The organism is Glutamicibacter sp. MOO4 (genome assembly GCF_056934395.1).
Genome location: NZ_CM167800.1, coordinates 1,263,718 through 1,280,212, shown reverse-complemented (window position 1 = coordinate 1,280,212; position 16,495 = coordinate 1,263,718). Strand labels below are relative to the sequence as shown.

General features: G+C 56.0%; 26 protein-coding genes. 22 read left to right on the top strand and 4 right to left on the bottom strand.

Annotated elements, in window-relative coordinates; translation table 11 throughout:
- The first annotated feature begins 18 nt into the window (after positions 1-18).
- Together AC1Z3F_RS05925 and rpsD are read left to right on the top strand one after the other, a co-directional pair.
- On the top strand, positions 19-1,425 hold the full coding sequence (locus AC1Z3F_RS05925; protein WP_131088272.1) for a replication-associated recombination protein A: 1,407 nt from the start codon (positions 19-21) through the stop codon (positions 1,423-1,425).
- Between the two features lie 188 nt (positions 1,426-1,613).
- Positions 1,614-2,237, top strand: a complete 624-nt coding sequence (gene rpsD, locus AC1Z3F_RS05920; RefSeq protein WP_483566791.1) for a 30S ribosomal protein S4 — start codon at positions 1,614-1,616, stop codon at positions 2,235-2,237.
- A 66-nt stretch (positions 2,238-2,303) separates the two neighbouring features.
- Here the strand turns inward: rpsD and AC1Z3F_RS05915 are convergent, their stop codons facing one another.
- The 4 genes from AC1Z3F_RS05915 to AC1Z3F_RS05900 all read right to left on the bottom strand — a co-directional run bounded on the left by AC1Z3F_RS05915 (position 2,304) and on the right by AC1Z3F_RS05900 (position 4,859).
- Positions 2,304-3,287: a tyrosine-type recombinase/integrase gene (locus AC1Z3F_RS05915; protein WP_483566790.1), complete on the bottom strand. Its 984-nt coding sequence runs from the start codon at positions 3,285-3,287 to the stop codon at positions 2,304-2,306.
- A 92-nt stretch (positions 3,288-3,379) separates the two neighbouring features.
- Positions 3,380-3,769, bottom strand: coding sequence for an ImmA/IrrE family metallo-endopeptidase (locus AC1Z3F_RS05910; protein WP_483566789.1), 390 nt, complete (start codon positions 3,767-3,769; stop codon positions 3,380-3,382).
- A gap of 53 nt (positions 3,770-3,822) precedes the next feature.
- Positions 3,823-4,377 carry a hypothetical protein gene (locus AC1Z3F_RS05905; protein WP_483566788.1) on the bottom strand — a complete coding sequence of 185 codons (555 nt, stop codon included), beginning with the start codon at positions 4,375-4,377 and terminating at the stop codon, positions 3,823-3,825.
- Positions 4,378-4,382: 5 nt separating this feature from the next.
- Positions 4,383-4,859, bottom strand: a complete 477-nt coding sequence (locus AC1Z3F_RS05900; RefSeq protein WP_483566787.1) for a hypothetical protein — start codon at positions 4,857-4,859, stop codon at positions 4,383-4,385.
- Positions 4,860-5,091: 232 nt separating this feature from the next.
- Here AC1Z3F_RS05900 and AC1Z3F_RS05895 point away from each other — a divergent pair, with 232 nt between their 5' ends.
- From AC1Z3F_RS05895 to AC1Z3F_RS05800, 20 genes are all read left to right on the top strand, one after another.
- On the top strand, positions 5,092-5,418 hold the full coding sequence (locus AC1Z3F_RS05895; RefSeq protein WP_483566786.1) for a helix-turn-helix transcriptional regulator: 327 nt from the start codon (positions 5,092-5,094) through the stop codon (positions 5,416-5,418).
- A 31-nt stretch (positions 5,419-5,449) separates the two neighbouring features.
- On the top strand, positions 5,450-5,734 hold the full coding sequence (locus AC1Z3F_RS05890; protein ID WP_483566785.1) for a hypothetical protein: 285 nt from the start codon (positions 5,450-5,452) through the stop codon (positions 5,732-5,734).
- Positions 5,727-5,927, top strand: a complete 201-nt coding sequence (locus tag AC1Z3F_RS05885; RefSeq protein WP_444613474.1) for a helix-turn-helix domain-containing protein — start codon at positions 5,727-5,729, stop codon at positions 5,925-5,927. Before AC1Z3F_RS05890 ends, AC1Z3F_RS05885 begins: the two co-directional genes overlap by 8 nt.
- Before the next feature lie 146 nt (positions 5,928-6,073).
- Positions 6,074-6,919: a hypothetical protein gene (locus AC1Z3F_RS05880; RefSeq protein WP_483566784.1), complete on the top strand. Its 846-nt coding sequence runs from the start codon at positions 6,074-6,076 to the stop codon at positions 6,917-6,919.
- A gap of 178 nt (positions 6,920-7,097) precedes the next feature.
- Positions 7,098-7,337: a hypothetical protein gene (locus tag AC1Z3F_RS05875; RefSeq protein ID WP_483566783.1), complete on the top strand. Its 240-nt coding sequence runs from the start codon at positions 7,098-7,100 to the stop codon at positions 7,335-7,337.
- A 25-nt stretch (positions 7,338-7,362) separates the two neighbouring features.
- Positions 7,363-8,238, top strand: a complete 876-nt coding sequence (locus tag AC1Z3F_RS05870) for a hypothetical protein (protein WP_483566782.1) — start codon at positions 7,363-7,365, stop codon at positions 8,236-8,238.
- 74 nt (positions 8,239-8,312) lie between these two features.
- Entirely contained in the window at positions 8,313-9,524 is a 1,212-nt protein-coding gene (locus tag AC1Z3F_RS05865; protein ID WP_483566781.1) for an AAA family ATPase, read from the top strand.
- 2 nt (positions 9,525-9,526) lie between these two features.
- The gene (locus AC1Z3F_RS05860) at positions 9,527-10,009 is read left to right on the top strand and encodes a single-stranded DNA-binding protein (protein WP_483566780.1); all 483 of its coding nucleotides are present in this window, start codon (positions 9,527-9,529) and stop codon (positions 10,007-10,009) included.
- A 216-nt stretch (positions 10,010-10,225) separates the two neighbouring features.
- The gene (locus AC1Z3F_RS05855) at positions 10,226-10,513 is read left to right on the top strand and encodes a glutaredoxin family protein (protein WP_483566779.1); all 288 of its coding nucleotides are present in this window, start codon (positions 10,226-10,228) and stop codon (positions 10,511-10,513) included.
- Positions 10,513-10,881 carry a hypothetical protein gene (locus tag AC1Z3F_RS05850; protein ID WP_483566778.1) on the top strand — a complete coding sequence of 123 codons (369 nt, stop codon included), beginning with the start codon at positions 10,513-10,515 and terminating at the stop codon, positions 10,879-10,881. Before AC1Z3F_RS05855 ends, AC1Z3F_RS05850 begins: the two co-directional genes overlap by 1 nt.
- A gap of 328 nt (positions 10,882-11,209) precedes the next feature.
- On the top strand, positions 11,210-11,956 hold the full coding sequence (locus AC1Z3F_RS05845) for a hypothetical protein (protein WP_483566777.1): 747 nt from the start codon (positions 11,210-11,212) through the stop codon (positions 11,954-11,956).
- The gene (locus tag AC1Z3F_RS05840; protein WP_483566776.1) at positions 11,953-12,720 is read left to right on the top strand and encodes a hypothetical protein; all 768 of its coding nucleotides are present in this window, start codon (positions 11,953-11,955) and stop codon (positions 12,718-12,720) included. Before AC1Z3F_RS05845 ends, AC1Z3F_RS05840 begins: the two co-directional genes overlap by 4 nt.
- 202 nt (positions 12,721-12,922) lie before the next feature.
- A complete protein-coding gene (locus AC1Z3F_RS05835; RefSeq protein ID WP_483566775.1) occupies positions 12,923-13,357 on the top strand; it encodes a hypothetical protein in 435 nt (144 codons plus the stop codon).
- 247 nt (positions 13,358-13,604) lie between these two features.
- Positions 13,605-14,111, top strand: a complete 507-nt coding sequence (locus AC1Z3F_RS05830) for a hypothetical protein (RefSeq protein WP_483566774.1) — start codon at positions 13,605-13,607, stop codon at positions 14,109-14,111.
- A 130-nt stretch (positions 14,112-14,241) separates the two neighbouring features.
- Positions 14,242-14,616 (top strand): RusA family crossover junction endodeoxyribonuclease, encoded by a 375-nt coding sequence (locus AC1Z3F_RS05825; protein WP_483566773.1) that lies wholly within the window; start codon positions 14,242-14,244, stop codon positions 14,614-14,616.
- Between the two features lie 136 nt (positions 14,617-14,752).
- Entirely contained in the window at positions 14,753-14,935 is a 183-nt protein-coding gene (locus AC1Z3F_RS05820; RefSeq protein WP_483566772.1) for a hypothetical protein, read from the top strand.
- 108 nt (positions 14,936-15,043) lie between these two features.
- A complete protein-coding gene (locus AC1Z3F_RS05815; RefSeq protein ID WP_483566771.1) occupies positions 15,044-15,496 on the top strand; it encodes a hypothetical protein in 453 nt (150 codons plus the stop codon).
- 67 nt (positions 15,497-15,563) lie between these two features.
- Entirely contained in the window at positions 15,564-15,836 is a 273-nt protein-coding gene (locus AC1Z3F_RS05810) for a hypothetical protein (protein ID WP_483566770.1), read from the top strand.
- On the top strand, positions 15,833-16,051 hold the full coding sequence (locus AC1Z3F_RS05805) for a hypothetical protein (RefSeq protein WP_483566769.1): 219 nt from the start codon (positions 15,833-15,835) through the stop codon (positions 16,049-16,051). Before AC1Z3F_RS05810 ends, AC1Z3F_RS05805 begins: the two co-directional genes overlap by 4 nt.
- Complete coding sequence (locus AC1Z3F_RS05800) at positions 16,044-16,451, top strand: hypothetical protein (protein ID WP_483566768.1); 408 nt, start codon at positions 16,044-16,046, stop codon at positions 16,449-16,451. The genes AC1Z3F_RS05805 and AC1Z3F_RS05800 overlap by 8 nt, the downstream gene beginning before the upstream one ends.
- Positions 16,452-16,495: the final 44 nt, after the last annotated feature.

Sequence of the window (16,495 nt, the reverse complement as noted above, 5' to 3'; positions counted from 1 at the left end):
TATCGGTAGGCTTAGCAGGTGAGCGATTTGTTCGATTCCCTGTCCGATGATCCGCGCGAAGCACGCGAGCCCCAAGTCAACCGGCCGCGTCCGCCTCTTGCGGTGCGCATGCGCCCCAAGTCGCTGGATGAACTGGTAGGCCAGCAGCACCTGCTCGGTCCCGGCTCGCCTTTGCGCCAGCTTGCCGAAAACCCGGAGACCGGCTTGGCCGGTCCGGCCAGCGTGATCCTCTACGGGCCTCCGGGCATCGGCAAAACGACCATCGCCCATGTGATCGCCCGCGCTACCGACCGCAAATTCGTCGAACTCTCGGCGATCACCGCCGGGGTGAAGGACGTACGCCGGGTCATCGAGCAGGCCAAGGACGACCGCGACCTGCGCGGGGTCACCACCGTTTTGTTCCTCGATGAGATCCACCGCTTCAACAAGGCCCAGCAAGATGCCTTGCTGCCCGGGGTGGAAAACCGCGTGGTGGTGCTGGTGGCTGCGACAACGGAAAATCCGTCCTTCTCGGTGATCTCCCCGCTGCTCTCGCGTTCGCTGCTACTGACCTTGCGTCCGCTGACCGACGGTGACCTGTCGACCCTGCTTGAACGCGCCGTATCTGACGAACGCGGCTTCAACGACCAGGTGATCCTCGAAGAGGAGCAGCGCGATGCCATCGTCCGGCTGGCCCAGGGCGATGCCCGCCGCTCGCTGACCGTGCTGGAAGCTGCCGGGGCAGTGGCCTGGAACGCCGCCGGAGCTGGCGTGGCCCCGCCGGTGCAGATCACCGCGGATCACGTCCAGCTGGCCATGGACCAAGCGGTCCAGCGCTACGACAGGGACGGCGACCAGCACTACGACATCATTTCCGCATTCATCAAGTCCATCCGCGGCTCCGACGTGGATGCCGCCCTGCACTATCTTGCACGTATGCTCTCCGCGGGGGAGGACCCCCGCTTCATTGCCCGGCGACTGATGATTTCAGCCAGTGAAGATATTGGCATGGCCGATCCCACCGCCCTTCCCCTGGCCGTCGCCGCGGCCCAATCGGTGCAACTGACCGGCATGCCCGAAGCGCGGATCATGCTGGGCCAAGCGACCGTGCATTTGGCGACCGCACCAAAATCCAATGCCTCCTACAACGCCACCAACGCCGCCTTAGCGGATGTAGCCGAAGGCAAGGGATCCTTGGTTCCAGATCATTTGCGCGACGCACACTATCCCGGTGCCAAACAACTGGGCCACGGCGTGGGCTACATCTACGCCCATGACGCGCCACATTCCATCGCCACCCAGCAGTATTTGCCCGATGATCTAGTCGGCACCAACTACTACACGCCGACAGTTAATGGGGCCGAAAAAACCATTGGCGCCAGGCTCACCCGGCTGCGTGAAATCATTCGCGGCAAGGACCCGGTACGAGGTAAAAAGCAGCGTTAATTGTGCGCTAGAACTCAGCGCCAGGCGTACTGGTTTCGTGTAGACTTGATCTTTGGCTGGCAAGCCATGCCCAGAATGCGAGCGATCGCGTACTGGAGCAGGGTTGCAGTGTAGCAGGGACGCGACGCCCACACACTCTCCATCCTGGAGGCCAGTAGATATCGTCGCTGATCGAAAGGGACACATTAATGGCTAACGCCCGTGCCCGCCGCACCGTACGCCTTTCGCGTGCGCTCGGCCTTGCATTGACCCCTAAAGCTGAAAAGTACATGGAGCGCCGTCCATACGGTCCAGGCCAGCATGGCCGCGCCCGTAAGAAGCAGGACAGCGACTACGCAGTACGTCTGCGCGAAAAGCAGCGTTTGCGTGCCCAGTACGGCATCCGCGAAGTTCAGATGCTGAACGCATTCAAGGAAGCTAAGCGCCTCGGCGGCCAGACCGGTGACAACCTGTTGGCACTGCTCGAGTCCCGCTTGGATGCTTTGGTTCTGCGTGCAGGCTTCGCTCGCACCATCCAGCAGGCTCGCCAGCTGGTTGTGCACCGTCACATCCTGGTCAACGGCCAGCGTGTTGACCGTCCGTCCTTCAAGGTACAGCCGGGTCAGCTGATCCACGTACACGAGAAGAGCGAGAAGATGGTTCCTTTCCAGATGGCTGCAGCAGGTGAGCACGCAAAGGTGCTTCCAGCTGTTCCTAGCTACCTGGACGTAAAGCTGGAAGTCCTTCAGGCTACCTACCTGCGCGCTCCTGAGCGTGCAGAGATCCCAGTGACCTGCGAAGAGAACCTCGTGGTCGAGTACTACGCACGCTAATACCTGATCCCTTATAAACAAAGGGATCCAGCTTAGCTGTGGCGGTTTTGTGGCGGTCTAACCTAGTTAGGCCGCCACAACTGTATCTGAAACAGCAGCCATCGCCGACCCGTCACTGTCCCACATATGCGCGTAAGTCCGCAAAGTTTCGTTAGCATCCTTATGCCCCAGACGTGCCGCCACAGCCACGGGCGAGAAGCCATGGGAGATCAGTACGCTCGCATGATAGTGGCGTAGCTGATGCCAGCCTGGCCCAATCTCAGGTAGCGACCTGCGCGCCTTCACCCACACGGCCTCGTACTTCCAAATCTGCACGAGCCCCTCGGCGTGAAACAGTCGACCCTCCGGCCCGGAAGAATTGCAGAGCTCCAAAAGAATATTCCGCATCACCGGTCCGAAACTCACGCTCCGTCGCGAAGACTTGGTCTTTAGTGGCCCACGGACGAGTTCTCCGGTTCGACGGCTTGCATCTTGCAACGTCAAACGAATGACACTATTCGGAAAATCAATGTCCTGCTTGGACAAGCCAAACAACTCGCTCGGTCGCAACCCCGTCGCCGCTCCTACGCGCATAGCCGTGGCGTACGGCTCCGGAACCAGTTCGATCAACTGATCTAGAGTCTCCTTGCTGAACTGAAAATTCTTACTCTCCACCTGAGGCAAGCTAATCTTCACGCACGGGGACTCGCGGATGATCTTCTGGAATACGGCTTCTTTGAATGCCTGGCGCATATACGTGTAGTAGAGCCGTGCAGTTGACGCAGCCATCCCGTCTGCAATCCATGAGTTGATGGTGGCTTGAATGTCCTCTCGTTTGATCTCCGTAAGGTAGCAGTCAACGAATGCGGGGAGAATCCTTTTGCGGCCGGCAGAGTCGATCATTCGAAGCGAGCTTGCCCGCTGGTGTGTTTGCTGGTGACGCCACTTATCCCAGAAGTCTTTGAATAGCATGTCGGCTTTGAGCCCGTGTGGGTTCAGGGTGTAGTCGGTGGTTTTGCTGTCGAGCCATGCTTGGGCTGCGTCTTTGTAGTCGAAGGATCGCTTTGTCACGTTGTCGGTGCCGTCGGTCCATATGGCTTGCCAGCGCTTTCCGGATCCATACCTCGTGGTTCGGCTTCGGTCTTTTCGGTGCCAGAGGTCGTTTATCCTTCCGGTGGCCATGGTGTCTCCTGTTTTTGGGTGCGCTTTAGTAGGCGCATGTATGCGTGGATGTCTCGGGGGAGCACGTCGAGTTCGTTAGCTAGGGCGGTTGCTGTGCCGTAGATCAGTGATGCTTGGGTGAACTGGTCGTGTCGTATTAGCCAGGACGCTGAGAGTTCCTCTGCAGCGCGTTCTTGGCGAGGCGAGTAGCCTGCGTGTCCAAGTACTGCGTGCGCGGTCTCGTGAGAGAGCGTGGAGCGTCGTTGAATTGGTGCGAGGCGCGGTCTGAGTGCGATGGTGTGCGTAACGAGGTCATAGGCCCCCCAGAGGTTATTGGGGAGGTTCGCCTCTATGACTCGTGGGCGTATCCGCGAAAGAATTTCTTCGAACATGAGTTCGAATATAGTTGAGTCCTACGACACTTTAGAGTTCAAGCTTCCAGATGTTACGGCTCGATCAGATTTCCCTGAATTGTCGAAGATGGACGCGTGAGTTCCTCTAGGGAAATTCCTTTTTCAACCTTGGAATCGATCAAAGAATTCACTTTGCTCAAGCGGTCCTCGAATGCGCCAGCCTTGGATTCAAATCCAAATGAAATCCAACGCTCCAGTTCGCGCTGTTCATCTACCAGGTAACCAAGCTTGCGACAGATAATCACTGCATGGCGGGTATAAGCTGGCGCAGGTTCACGCCCCTGCCGATCACGCTCCGCTGCTCGGCAACATTCAAGAACCAGATCCAGCGCGTCTTCGAGGCGCCCGTCTCGTTTTAGTTGCTCTATTTCGGGAACCCAATAGATGTAGTTCTTTCCACGCACCAACGCACGTTTGGCCTTGGATGGATTCTCACGCGCATTTCGCGCCGAGAATTCCTCGACTGTCGCATGATGTTCCGCGACGCGTTCAGCTCGACGCTCTTCGCGAGTCGAGAGGGAAGTACGTTCAGGTTCCGCATTGCTGACTTCCGCGGGCTTGCCTAAAAGCCGTCCAAAGATCCCCATTTGGCTCAGTCCTCTGGAAGCTGTTCTGGATCGATACCCTGTTCGCCCTTATCGGCAGCTGCGCGATGAACCGGGAAAAGCTCATGGACATCGGCCACTGTTTCGGAGTCTACGGAATCTGACATGCCGGCCTGTTCCTGCCACCAAAGCATATTCTCGGCGGTACTTATCAGAATTTGTTGCGACTCCGCAGGAAGGTCTCCAGCGCCAACGATCACCAGATCGTGATCGCGAGTTCCAGAGGGGTTGAGTCCGGCCGAAACCGCTGCCGCTTGAACGACGTCAGTTAGCCTGACGCGCAAAGCTCGCGCAAGCCCTTTTAGGACTGCCGTGGTCGGCATATCTTTGATTGGTTGAGTTGCCAGTCGCTGGATGTTGGACTTTGTGGCCAGGCCGTCAGCATCTTTTGAGAGTTGCTCATACGTCCGATCGCGCTTGTTGTTCAGGATTAGTTGTTGCAGGTTTGTCGGTGAATTTGTCATGGGTCAAATCTGCTTCCTGGAATCCGTTGGGCGCAATCCGATTCAAATGGACGTGTTTACTAGCAAGTTTGCCCTACTTGGCACTACTTGTTTACTAGATTTTTGGGTTCTATGCTCAGCTCTTACTGAATAATTAGAGATTTTTATCCATTTGAACTGGACACGTGTTTACTTATGTGGGATGCTTTAGGTGCGCCACAGGGGCGGGAGTTGTTTACTGAAAGGAAATGAGATGTCACCATTCCGAACAAAGAAAAAATGGAAGGAGGGTACCTATATGCGACTTTCTTCGAGCGACCGTCTTCGAACTTTTGTCTACACGCAAGAGGATAAGGCGGCCATTCTGAATGGTCAGCCAATCGACGGGCGAAAAGTTACCCAAACCCGATTAGCCCAAAAGGCCGGAGTCTCGCGTAGCTTTATAGCTCACCTCGTCTCTGGGTACCGAACAAGCTGCAAACCGGAAACCGCAGAACGTATCTCGGAGGCTCTCGGGCTCGCCGTGACGGTCTTGTTCGACCCACAAGAAACCAATTCAATTGGTCAAAAAACAGCCTGAATTAGATCTTGTATAACGAAAGGACACGCCGGTGACTGCACAACCAATGGCACTCGAAGACACCACATGGCGCGAAGACGCACTGGACATCGTTGAACGCTGGGCCACGCAAGGCCGGCGGTTCACAGCAGACGACCTCCGCGAGGAAATGCGGCGTCCAGCACCGCACAAAAACATGGTTGGCTCAATCTTCACGACGGCCCAGCGACGCGGATGGATCGCAAAACACGCTAACGCCACAAGCAGAGTCAAATCCCGCAATGGCGGACACCAATACGAATGGATCGGAAAGACCTGGAGGGACCACCGTGGCTAAACAAACTGACGATCTTTTGACGGTTCCGGAGGCGGCAGATCGGTTGCGGTCTCACCCGGAAACGGTGCGCAAGATGCTACGTCGTGGCGACCTTGTCGGAATCAAGTATTCATCGGCCAATCGTGGCGGTACGTGGAAGATCCGCGAATCAAGTATCGAACGGTTCTTGCGCCGGCATGAGCACGCAGCATGAGCCGGTGGATGGAACGCAAAGGGTTGAAGCTCACCAGTCTGGGGGAGCGGGTGCTGGTCTCAATGATCGGCGTAGGAATCATCGCGATGTGCGGTACGGCATTCCTTATCGAATCAGTAATCAACTTTCAGATAGGTGCATAGGTCATGAGCCTGACATTCAACGAAGCATCACACCGCTACAAGCTGGATGGAAAGCCGGTCACTGGCGTTACGACGATCCTCGGTGGAGGAATCCCGAAACCAGCACTGGTCTGGTGGGCCCCGGGCGTAGTTGCCAAATGGGTTACCGACCCTGGTAACGCTGACAAGGTCGCCGAGCTACTCGCCGGAGACACTGATCAGTCGGTCAAGTTCCTGCAGACCCTACCCAACAAGGAGCGTGACAGCGCTGCCGAACGTGGCACTGAAGTGCACGACCTCGCGGAGAAGCTCGCCACCACAGGCGAAGTCGAAGCACCCGAGGACCTCGTGGGTTTCGTCGAGGGGTACATGGACTTCTTGGACGAATGGCAGATCACGCCAGTGCTTGTCGAAGTTGTGTTGGCGAATCGTGAGCACTGGTTCTCCGGCAAGGTCGACCTCCTGGCTACGTCGCCACTGCTCATGTCCCAAGCGGATATTGATGCAGGCAAGCTGATCCAGATTGACCTCAAAACTTCCAAGGGCGTGTATTTCGAGACCGCGTTGCAGACCGCAGCGTACTCCCGTGCCGAGTTCTACATGGACGGCGACAAGGAAGTCCCCATGCCTGAGGTTGTGAAGACGTTCGTCGCTCACGTAACACCGATGGACCGGGAAGGCATCAACGCCCGGTACGAAGGTAGCCCACTAGGTACGAGCCTTTACCCGCTGGCAACGTCTCCCGCCGAGATTGACGAACACTTCCAACAGTTCCTCCACGCCAAAGCAGTCCACGAGGACGCGAAAGCGCGAGGCAAGAAGAAGCTCGAACCCATCAACCGCCCAACCGAAATGAAGGTCGCAGCATGATCTTCACCCGCCGAACATACCGGGCAGCGATAGAGCGATCAATCCTCCGTGAATGTCTGCTTCGCAAACATTCAGAACGAGCCATCTACGCAGAGGTAAGGGTCCTATTCCTTAGGGGGCTCCGCGCCCAGATCAACCACACCCGCAAACTTCAAGCCCGCAAAAGGAGGAACCGCAAATGAGTGCCTACAAGTTCGAAGACGACCACCGTGGCGACGAGATTGCCTTCTACTACGACGAAGACGCTATAGCGATCGACATGTACCCAACCGACCGGAGCCGGATGTACGGGAAGCTCCGCAAGTGTGACCGACCAGATCTTGAAGTCATCATCCCAGTCGACAGCGCTGAACACATGGTCAAGGTCCTGCAAGACATGATCGCCGAAATCCGTGCACGACAAGCCCGAGCAGCCTAACCAACACATCTAGGAGTCAACCCAAATGAGTATCCAACCATTCAACCCAGCCGGCGAAATCGCCACCCCAACATCCCTGCCTGCAAGCGCGGGAACCATCCAGCTCGCGGAATGGGCTGCAGAACTCGGCGCAGCACACCAGCTCGGAACCGCCCTCTGCAAAACGGCATTCGTTCCCAAAGACTTCATGGGCAAGCCCGAAGCAGCAGCCGCAGCAATCCTCACCGGCAAGTCCGTAGGCCTCGACCCAATGAACGCCCTCGCAAACATCTTCGTTGTTCACGGTCGCCCAGCAATGTACGCCCGCACAATGGTCGCCCTGGTCATGGCGCAGGGGCACGAGATCGTACGGACCGAAGCAACCAACGAATCTGTGACCATCAGCGCACGCCGTAAAGGACAGGAACGTTGGAGCGATTTCACCTGGTCCATTCAGCGTGCCACTCAAGCCGGTTACACGAGTAACGCGAAGTACAAAACCGACCCCATCGCCATGCTCACTGCCAAGGCGCAGGCCGAAGCCTGCCGAGTCATCGCCCCCGACGTGCTGGCAGGTATGCCATACAGCGCGGAAGAGATGGAACTGGAAGACATGGGCGAAACTACACAGCCTGCCGAGGCGCCGGTGAAGACACGAAAGCTCACCCGCAAGCCTGCAACCAAGAACCCTGACCCAGCACCGAAGTCAGTCGATGCACCGTTGGCAGACGAATCGACAGGCGAGATTCAGGACGACCGCCCAGCATCGGTTCTCGAAACTGACTGGGACGCAGAGCTTGCACAGACCGAGGGGGACCGAGACGCCTTGATTTCCCTTTGGAACCGTGCGGTTGCCGAGGGCGCACCGGCTGAGGTGGTGGACCGGATCACCGAAGCCGGATCCAAAACCATCCAGCAGTAACACCAAACCAACACCCGGCGGGTGCCCAGCCCTAAAGCTGGGCACTCACCACCAACTAGTAGGAGTCAAACATCATGAAGGTCATCAGCCTTACCACAACCAACTACAAGCGTGCCAAGCACGTAGAGATCAAACCAGATCCAGAGGGAAACCTGGTCATCGTTGCCGGGAAGAACGGGCAAGGAAAATCCAGTGTCTTGGACAGCATCTCTGCAGCACTTGGTGGCGCCAACAGCAAGACGACCCCTAAGCCAATCCGTGACGGTGAAGACCGGGCAGAGATCGTCCTTGAAACTGAGGAACTGACGGTCACCCGTGTCTTCACCCCATCTGGTTCCCGACTGACCTTGACTAGCAAGGACGGCGCGAAGTACCCGAAGGCGCAGGCGAAGCTGGACGAGCTCGTGGGGGACTTGTCCATGGATCCTCTCGCTTTTACGTTGCTGGATGACAAGAAGCAACTGGCACAGCTTTTGGAGCTGGTGGAGTTGCCGTTTGACCCGGACCAGTTGGAAGACGAACGCAAGCAGGTGTTTGACGAGCGCACCGCAGTGAACCGACGGGTAAAGGAATTCGAATCTGCTCTCGCACAGTTCGGTGAACTGCCGGAGGGTGTGCCGGCAAACGAAGTCAGCGTTTCTGAACTGCTGGGGGAGTACCGGAAGTTAGAAGCCGCTCAGCAGGAGAGCGACAGGTACCTGACCGACCTCAATGAATCTCAGTACAAGGTGCAGGAGCTTGAACGTCAACTAGCGGCAGCCCGAAAGCACTTCGATGATGTGTCCGCACTCGTGGCTAACCAGTCCGATTACAAGGCAGATCTAGAGCGCATGCGAACGCAGATCGACGGCGCAGAGGAAACCAACCGTCTCGTGCGTAAAGCCAAAGAACGCGGGTCGCTGTCATTCCAGCACGAAGCAGCCAAGGGCCAAGCAAACTCATTGACCGCGAAACTCGACGAAATCGCCAAGGCCAAAGCCGACGGCCTCGCAAGTGCATCGTTCCCAGTGGACGGCCTCGGCTTCACCGAAGACGGAGTCACCTACCAGGGCGTGCCGTTCAAGCAAGCATCCAGCGCTGAACAGATCCGCGTATCCATGGCAATGGCCATCGCACTGAACCCAAAGCTAAAGGTCATCCGCATTCAGGACGGTTCACTGCTGGACTCTGACAGCCTCGCACTGATCGAGGAAACAGCGCAGGAGCACGGATACCAGATCTGGCTCGAAGTAGTCGGCGACGACATCGAAGACGCATACACAATCATCGACGGAGAGGTGGCCTAACCATGGCTGGCGAAACCCTTATCACTGTAATCGGCAACCTGACGGCGGATCCGGAACTGCGTTTCACACCTTCGGGTAGCGCGGTAGCTAACTTCACGATTGCTTCGACTCCGCGGACTTTTGACCGCCAATCGAACGAGTGGAAGGACGGCGAAGCGTTGTTCCTCCGGTGCTCGGTATGGAAGGAAGCAGCAGAAAACGCTGCGGAAACCCTAACCAAGGGGATGCGAGTTATCGCGACAGGCTTCTTGAAGTCACGTTCCTACGACACAAAAGAAGGCGAACGCCGAACCGTCATGGAACTGGAAATTCAAGAAGTCGGCCCTTCCCTGAAGTACGCATCCGCCAAAGTCACCCGTACAGCACGAGGAAACGGTGAAGGCGCTGCAGGGCGCACACCAAACAGCAACAGCGGTGCTGGCTGGAACAACAGTAGCGGTGGCGGTGGCTGGGGCAACCCACCCGCACAGGATCCACCGTTCTAAACCAATGGCTAAGCAATTAGTTTGCCCACGTTGTAAACGCCCCGCAGCCAACCACTCAGTCCCGCACTGCACAAAGCGTTTGTGCGGTTGGTTGATCTGCAAAAAGTGCTCACTCACCTATGAGATTCCAGCGAAGCACTAACCCGAAGTAACTCACAGGGTGGTCTGGCCAGTAGTCGGACCAGGCCACCCAACCAACACCATTCAGGAGAACCAATGCGAACCATCACTTTGTACACCACCCAGAACTGCCAGCAGTGCCGAGGAACCAAACGAGTCCTAGACAAATCCAGCGTCGAATACGTGACAGTCCAAGCGGACGCAGCTGACGCACATGACCTTGCTGAAGCTATTCGTGGACGTGCCAACGAGCTCGGCGTACCAGCAACCATGCCTTATGTGACCGTGTACGACGACGACAACATGTTGGTTGCTGACTGGTTCGGCTTCCAACCCGGAAAGATCACTGACTTCGCACTAGTACGAGACGAGGACGCAGCGTAATGGGTGTCTTTCAAGCTGTCTGGCCTGTCATCGGTGGCGGTCTAACTCACGAGGAATTGATCACGGAAGCGATTGAAGATTTGCCGAAGGTGGCACGCCGTCACGGTGTCATCACCGCTGGTGAGCCGGACGTGATGGTTCGTCTCGGACGTGAGGTGCCGGGGGATTGGCCTACCGCAGTTGTTGTGGTTGCTGTGTCGCCAGTGGCTGAATTTCAACCGGTTCAGGCTTTGGACTCGAAGCATTCTCGGGAGTGCGAACGGTGTGGGCTAGAGCGAAACGCCAGGTACGCACCAGAAAAGGCTTACTACTGCAACGACTGCAAGCGGTTTGTGAAGGCTGATGGATGGTTGGAGCAAGCATCATGAGCGCATGCAAGAAATCATGCTGCTGGACACCGTACGAAGTGTGTAGCCGTAAGCAAGAGTGCTCCTGCCACACCAATGATCAACCGGTCTACAAGAAGCTCACCTTAGAAGAGCTGGCACGAGCACAATCCATATCCGAGGCAAAAGCAATTGGGAGAAGACGATGAACTGCACCGTAGTATGTGCCTGCAAAGTTGCCCGACACGAGCACGGCACCCGGAACATGTATCTGATTCATAAGTGTCGTGGAGAGGTTTGCAGGGCTGCTGCTACTCGCTATGAGAAGTCGCGCAGGCTTGACCGTCTTTACGGTCGGGAAGCTGACCGTGTGGACGCACAGCCTGTGCGTGAGCATGTTGAATTCTTGCGGGTCAATGGTGTCTCCTACAGGGCGTTGGCTAGTGCTTCGGGTGTGAGTAAGTCAGCGATTATGGCGATGATTTACGGTCGGGGCGAGCGCGGTCATGAGCCTTACGGCCGGGTGCTGACTTCTACTGCGGAGAAAATTCTTGCGGTGAAGCCAAGCATGGACATCATGTCCGCTGGCCGGCCGATTGATGCCACGGGTACGCGTCGCCGGGTGCAGGCTCTTGTGACTCTGGGTTGGAGCGTTTCGAATCTTGCTGTTCGATTGGGCGTGAGCCCCTCGAATTTCCATGTGTTGCTTCAGCGTGATCAAGTCACGGTGAAGACTGCCCTCAAGGTTCGTGAGTTGTACACGGAGTTGTGGGACAAGCCTAACCAGGCGTCTAGTTGGCAGGATTTGAGCGCTGCGACGAGGGCACGGAATTACGCACGGTTCCATGGGTGGTTGCCTCCTATGGCGTGGGATGACGATCAGATCGATGACCCGACGTATAGCCCGGTGGTCAACCTTCAGAACGTTTCCAAGGTTGATGCGAAGCGTGAAGCGTTCTTGGAAGAAGCTGAGTTCTTTGCTGATTCGGGCGAGACCATTGACCGTCTTGCCACTGGTCTCGGGGTGACAGTGGAGTCTATGGAGAAGCGGTTCGAAAGGTTCGAACGTTTGGATCTTCTGCGTCGCCTCCGATTCAATGGCAAGGCTGCAGCATGATCGCCGGACAGTTAGATATTTTCGACCTGCTCGAATCCGAGAAGCCGAAACGTACGAATAGTCAGCGAGACCGGAGTCCGATTAGTTTCGCTGATCAGCATTTCGTTCCATCACCCGATAACCCTGTTTACTGCGTCATGTGTGGGCGCGAACAGACCAGCTACTTCGACTACCAAAACAACCATTCACCCCTCGGCTGGCTTGCCGGGAATCGGATGTGCACGGCGATGAATTTGACGTTGAATCACGTGAAATATGCGGTGGGGCAGATCGTAAAGAGCATGTCGGGTGAAGCACCATATCAGTGCTGCTGGGATACGCGGGGGATTCACGGCAAATCAGTACGAAAGCCAACCACACTTCAACTGGCAGATCATCTGCGATGGCAGATCGACCACACGCGTGAAAGGTGGGGAATCCGGGCAGAGATATTCGACGAATGGTTGGGCGCTTATCTAATCGACAACGGCGTATTGAAATATTCACTCGACCCGGCAGAGTACCCGTGGGAATTCGAAGAATCTCATGTGTCAAAGCCTGAAAAGGAGGTGAAGCTTCATTTCACGGCTAAAACGGGGCCGAATCAATACGACGATGAGTTCTGCGCATACTGCGGTACGCGCAAGAATCTCAACGAAATGGGTGGTGGCCCAGCAGGGGAAGGTCACCCAGATTACACGTTCAACATCTGCAATCCGTGTTCAGACAAGTATCGAACTAGGCGACCACCAATGGAGCAATGGACTTTCAAGGAGATCCCGTAATGACCTCGCAACCGCACCCGCATTGCTCGCCACGCCCCATCTGCCCAGACCCCTACTGCCGGAAAGTCTGGGCACCTGACAAGCGCACTGCCAAACAACTCCGAGCAGAAATCATCGCCGAAAAAAGAACAGCCGCCGAACCTGTCCGATACTACGAACACGCCGGCGGCTGGCACTGGACACGACAAGTCAGGAGGACCCAATGACATACAGACAAAAGGACGAACGGCCCTGGATCAAGCTATCCATCGACTATCTCGACAACCCAAAGATCGACGGACTCAGCGACCAGGCAATCCTCTTGCACCTATCTCTAATGCTCAGAGCAGCCCAACAACGATCCGGCGGGAAGGTTTCAGCACGCATCGCAGAGCAACGAGGGAAGACCACGCTCAAAGAACTCACCGATGGAAAACTGCTCGTCAAAGAAGACGCAAAAACCTACCGGATCCACGACTACGAGAAGCACCAAACCGTGCACGAACTATCCAAAAAACGGGCCATTTCAGGCGCCCGTGGAGGGCACACGAAGAACCACAAAAACAAGGGCATTTTTGCTACAGATTGCGAGTACTGCCAAGAAGACTCGCAAGAACGAGAAAAAGCCCAAGTCATCCCAGAAGAACCACCATTCTAACCGCCTAGCAAAAGTAGCAAAATTCTAGCAAATGCCACTCTAGCTAGACACAAAACCCCAAGTCGCAAAGTAGCAAACGCAGTGGCAGAACTTAAGAAGTTAAGAACCTACTTACGTAGGTAGCAAAACTTACGAACACTCTTGGTTCAGTTTTAAAAGAATGAGCTAAAGAAAAGCAGCATTCGTTCAGAAACTTAACGCACACGAGAAGAACGATGCTGATGCAAAATTCACCACAGGAGAAACCATGATCCTCACCCGATCCCAAGGCGAACGACTCACCCGAATGATCGCCGCAATGCGGCCAGACTTCGACGACAAAGGAATCGCCCGCATCCTCCAAAAAGCTAACCAAGACGGAGGGCTACCAGGGCACGACTTCGACCACGCAATCCGAGCCGCAGCCCACTACGCCACCCAACTAGCCCCCGACGGCAAATACGCCAAGCACACCCCAGCCGTCTACCCGGCAACAGGCCAGCACTGGGACCAAACAGCACCCACAGGATCACGTCACAAGAAACACCAGGAACCACCATGTGAAGAACATCCAGACTTCCAAGCCAGAACATGCACATGTTGCTGGGCAGACATCAAGCTCGGCGAACGACCGGAAAACATGCTGGGCAAACGACTCGCACCAAAAACGGGTTCGACAACCAAGCCAGTCGACTGGGGCAAAGCATTCAAAAACGTCGGCGACGAACAAACGCCAACCATGGCTGAAACAACCCGGGGCGTAGCCCCATTCTAAGCTCTCGGCAACCAACCCAACTGGTTATGTGGCTAAAAGAACCAGTTGCGAGGTAAGAAACCGCCCCTCGTGGCGACGCAAACCATCCGAGCGGATATTTCCTCGTTCATCATCCTGAAAGGCTCTTAAAATGGATTCTACGGCTCCTGAAAGTTTTACCTTTGAAATCCCTAAACTTGCTGACTGGCTCAACCTCAACCAGAAAGAACATTGGGCGCCACGCAATAAGCGCGTTCAAGCGTGGCGTCACGGTGCGCACATCTACGCCCGCCAGGCCAAGCTACCGAAGGGCTTATCCAGTGTGCGGATTGACGTGTACGTGTGGAAGAAAACCAAAGTACGGTACGACCCGCACAACCTCATGCCGACGCTGAAGCCTGTGATTGATGGGCTCGTGGATTACGGGCTACTCGTGGACGATTCCAGCGAATACTTAGCCGGCCCATTTATTCACCATGGCGGCTACGGTCCAGAGAAGTTGGTGGTGGTTATCAGGCGGTCATGAGATGGAGTTTTGAAATTGTTGTCCATTTAAAATGGTTGCCACGCAACCTGAACTGGATTAGGCTTGGGCTTGGCAGTAGAAATTCGATCACCCCACCGTCTGAGAGTGGGGAAAACACACATGGGGATTCAAAATCATGAGCAATCAAATCGTGCAGCGTGAGTTGCGTGTGTATCCGACTGATTCAGTCGCCGAAATCATTGACGCGCACAGCGCTGACGCTGACTGGTGTGCACCGTTCTCCGGCGACAGTCTCGCCTACTACCGCCACGAATACCCCGACTACGACAGCTTCCCTGTCGGTTTGTACCTGGCCTAAAGGGGGAGTGATGACAATCATCCACGCATTCATCACCGGCGTGAAACGCCTGATCCTCCGCCTAACCGACTGGCTAGCCGAGGTACACACAGAAAACGAGAAGCGGTCATGAGCCAAGAACTAAACATCACTGAGCTACGTGCGAGGGCTGAGGAACAAGTAGGCCTCCTCTACGTAGAATCACTCGCCCTAATCAACCACCTAGAGAAGGTTCAGTGGCAACTGGAACAGCAGACTTCCACAGTCAAAACTCTGGCGGAACGAAACATTGAACTCACCGTCAACCTGAAGCTGTCCGAACGATTCTTTGAGGAAGCTGATTCAGCGAAGATCGCAGCCGAAGGACGCGAAGGCCAACAGCAAGACCGCGCAACCAAAGCCGAGCAGCAGGTAGCACGAGTGCGGAGTGAGTTGGAAGATACCCGTGAGACTGGCAAGAGGATCAACGCACGCCCGTGCACTGGATCGAACCGAAGCGTCCAAGCTCATGCCCTCGCTGACGGATACATCCAAGCCGCTAACTACGCTCTCCGCGCACTGGATGGTGAGTCGAATGAGTAAGTGCATTTGTTTCGAGCTACCACCGGAGATGCACACAACGCATTACGGGGCGACTGAACCTGGCTCAATGTACGAGCCGAATCCTGATTGCCGCGTGCACTACCGACGACCACCACACCGCCTCGCTGACGGCACGTGGTCAGACGGGGTTGATCGCAGCGACTCGATTGCTGATGCCTACCGCACGAACGCTGACGGAACCGTTAGGTGGACCGTTCAAAAATACTACGGGCCTTGGCACGCAGGACAACTAACCGGAATCAAGACATTCCCCACCCACGCCGAAGCCATTAATTATGCAGACCGTATGGCACGAACCAACCAAGGAGAAACCAAATGAGCCACTTACCCGGCAATCCGTTTGCAGAATCATGGAAAGACGAGTCAGACGGACAGTGGGGAATGACGCAAGCCACCCTCGCACTCGCTTACGAGCAGCGCACCGCGACATTGGTCCACGCGCTACTCAGTGACAGCCTCGTGACAGACGGAAAATACGATGAACTACAGGCCGAAGTTAGGGAACGCCTCGGACTAGGAGACACCAATGCCTAACCCGACCCCGCTAAACCCGGACGCGCTCGAAGCGGCTGCCAAGGCAGTGCGTCAGTACGAAATCGACACTGACCCGCGCAAAGATCAGACATGGTACGCGCCGTGGGACGAGGCAGACGAGTTCGGAATTATCAGTGAAGCTACGAAGATTGAGTATCGAGAACAGGCCGAGCGAATCGTGTCCGCTTACCTCGCCGTCGCCCAGCCGGAAGTGAACAGCGTGGAAGCGATCCCGGCACAGGTGCAGGTGATCAGTTGGGAAGAAGAACCAGAGCACGAGTGCTGGAAGCTGGCACCTGATGAAACGTTCGTCGGATTGATCGTAAAGTCCGACCGCGCATGGTCGCCAGCGGATAAGTACACGCTGAACATCGAACGCCCGGAGGTGGACGATGCCTAGGCATGGCGAACGGGGCCTCACCTCGAAAGGTAAGACCCCGTTCT

Coding starts and splice junctions, on each gene's coding strand:
- rpsD (WP_483566791.1), top strand. CDS start 1,614: ATGGCTAACGCCCGTGCCCGCCGCACCGTACGCCTTTCGCGTGCGCTC.
- AC1Z3F_RS05910 (WP_483566789.1), bottom strand. CDS start 3,769: ATGTTCGAAGAAATTCTTTCGCGGATACGCCCACGAGTCATAGAGGCG.
- AC1Z3F_RS05905 (WP_483566788.1), bottom strand. CDS start 4,377: ATGGGGATCTTTGGACGGCTTTTAGGCAAGCCCGCGGAAGTCAGCAAT.
- AC1Z3F_RS05900 (WP_483566787.1), bottom strand. CDS start 4,859: ATGACAAATTCACCGACAAACCTGCAACAACTAATCCTGAACAACAAG.
- AC1Z3F_RS05895 (WP_483566786.1), top strand. CDS start 5,092: ATGTCACCATTCCGAACAAAGAAAAAATGGAAGGAGGGTACCTATATG.
- AC1Z3F_RS05880 (WP_483566784.1), top strand. CDS start 6,074: ATGAGCCTGACATTCAACGAAGCATCACACCGCTACAAGCTGGATGGA.
- AC1Z3F_RS05875 (WP_483566783.1), top strand. CDS start 7,098: ATGAGTGCCTACAAGTTCGAAGACGACCACCGTGGCGACGAGATTGCC.
- AC1Z3F_RS05870 (WP_483566782.1), top strand. CDS start 7,363: ATGAGTATCCAACCATTCAACCCAGCCGGCGAAATCGCCACCCCAACA.
- AC1Z3F_RS05865 (WP_483566781.1), top strand. CDS start 8,313: ATGAAGGTCATCAGCCTTACCACAACCAACTACAAGCGTGCCAAGCAC.
- AC1Z3F_RS05860 (WP_483566780.1), top strand. CDS start 9,527: ATGGCTGGCGAAACCCTTATCACTGTAATCGGCAACCTGACGGCGGAT.
- AC1Z3F_RS05855 (WP_483566779.1), top strand. CDS start 10,226: ATGCGAACCATCACTTTGTACACCACCCAGAACTGCCAGCAGTGCCGA.
- AC1Z3F_RS05850 (WP_483566778.1), top strand. CDS start 10,513: ATGGGTGTCTTTCAAGCTGTCTGGCCTGTCATCGGTGGCGGTCTAACT.
- AC1Z3F_RS05840 (WP_483566776.1), top strand. CDS start 11,953: ATGATCGCCGGACAGTTAGATATTTTCGACCTGCTCGAATCCGAGAAG.
- AC1Z3F_RS05835 (WP_483566775.1), top strand. CDS start 12,923: ATGACATACAGACAAAAGGACGAACGGCCCTGGATCAAGCTATCCATC.
- AC1Z3F_RS05830 (WP_483566774.1), top strand. CDS start 13,605: ATGATCCTCACCCGATCCCAAGGCGAACGACTCACCCGAATGATCGCC.
- AC1Z3F_RS05825 (WP_483566773.1), top strand. CDS start 14,242: ATGGATTCTACGGCTCCTGAAAGTTTTACCTTTGAAATCCCTAAACTT.
- AC1Z3F_RS05820 (WP_483566772.1), top strand. CDS start 14,753: ATGAGCAATCAAATCGTGCAGCGTGAGTTGCGTGTGTATCCGACTGAT.
- AC1Z3F_RS05815 (WP_483566771.1), top strand. CDS start 15,044: ATGAGCCAAGAACTAAACATCACTGAGCTACGTGCGAGGGCTGAGGAA.
- AC1Z3F_RS05810 (WP_483566770.1), top strand. CDS start 15,564: ATGTACGAGCCGAATCCTGATTGCCGCGTGCACTACCGACGACCACCA.
- AC1Z3F_RS05805 (WP_483566769.1), top strand. CDS start 15,833: ATGAGCCACTTACCCGGCAATCCGTTTGCAGAATCATGGAAAGACGAG.
- AC1Z3F_RS05800 (WP_483566768.1), top strand. CDS start 16,044: ATGCCTAACCCGACCCCGCTAAACCCGGACGCGCTCGAAGCGGCTGCC.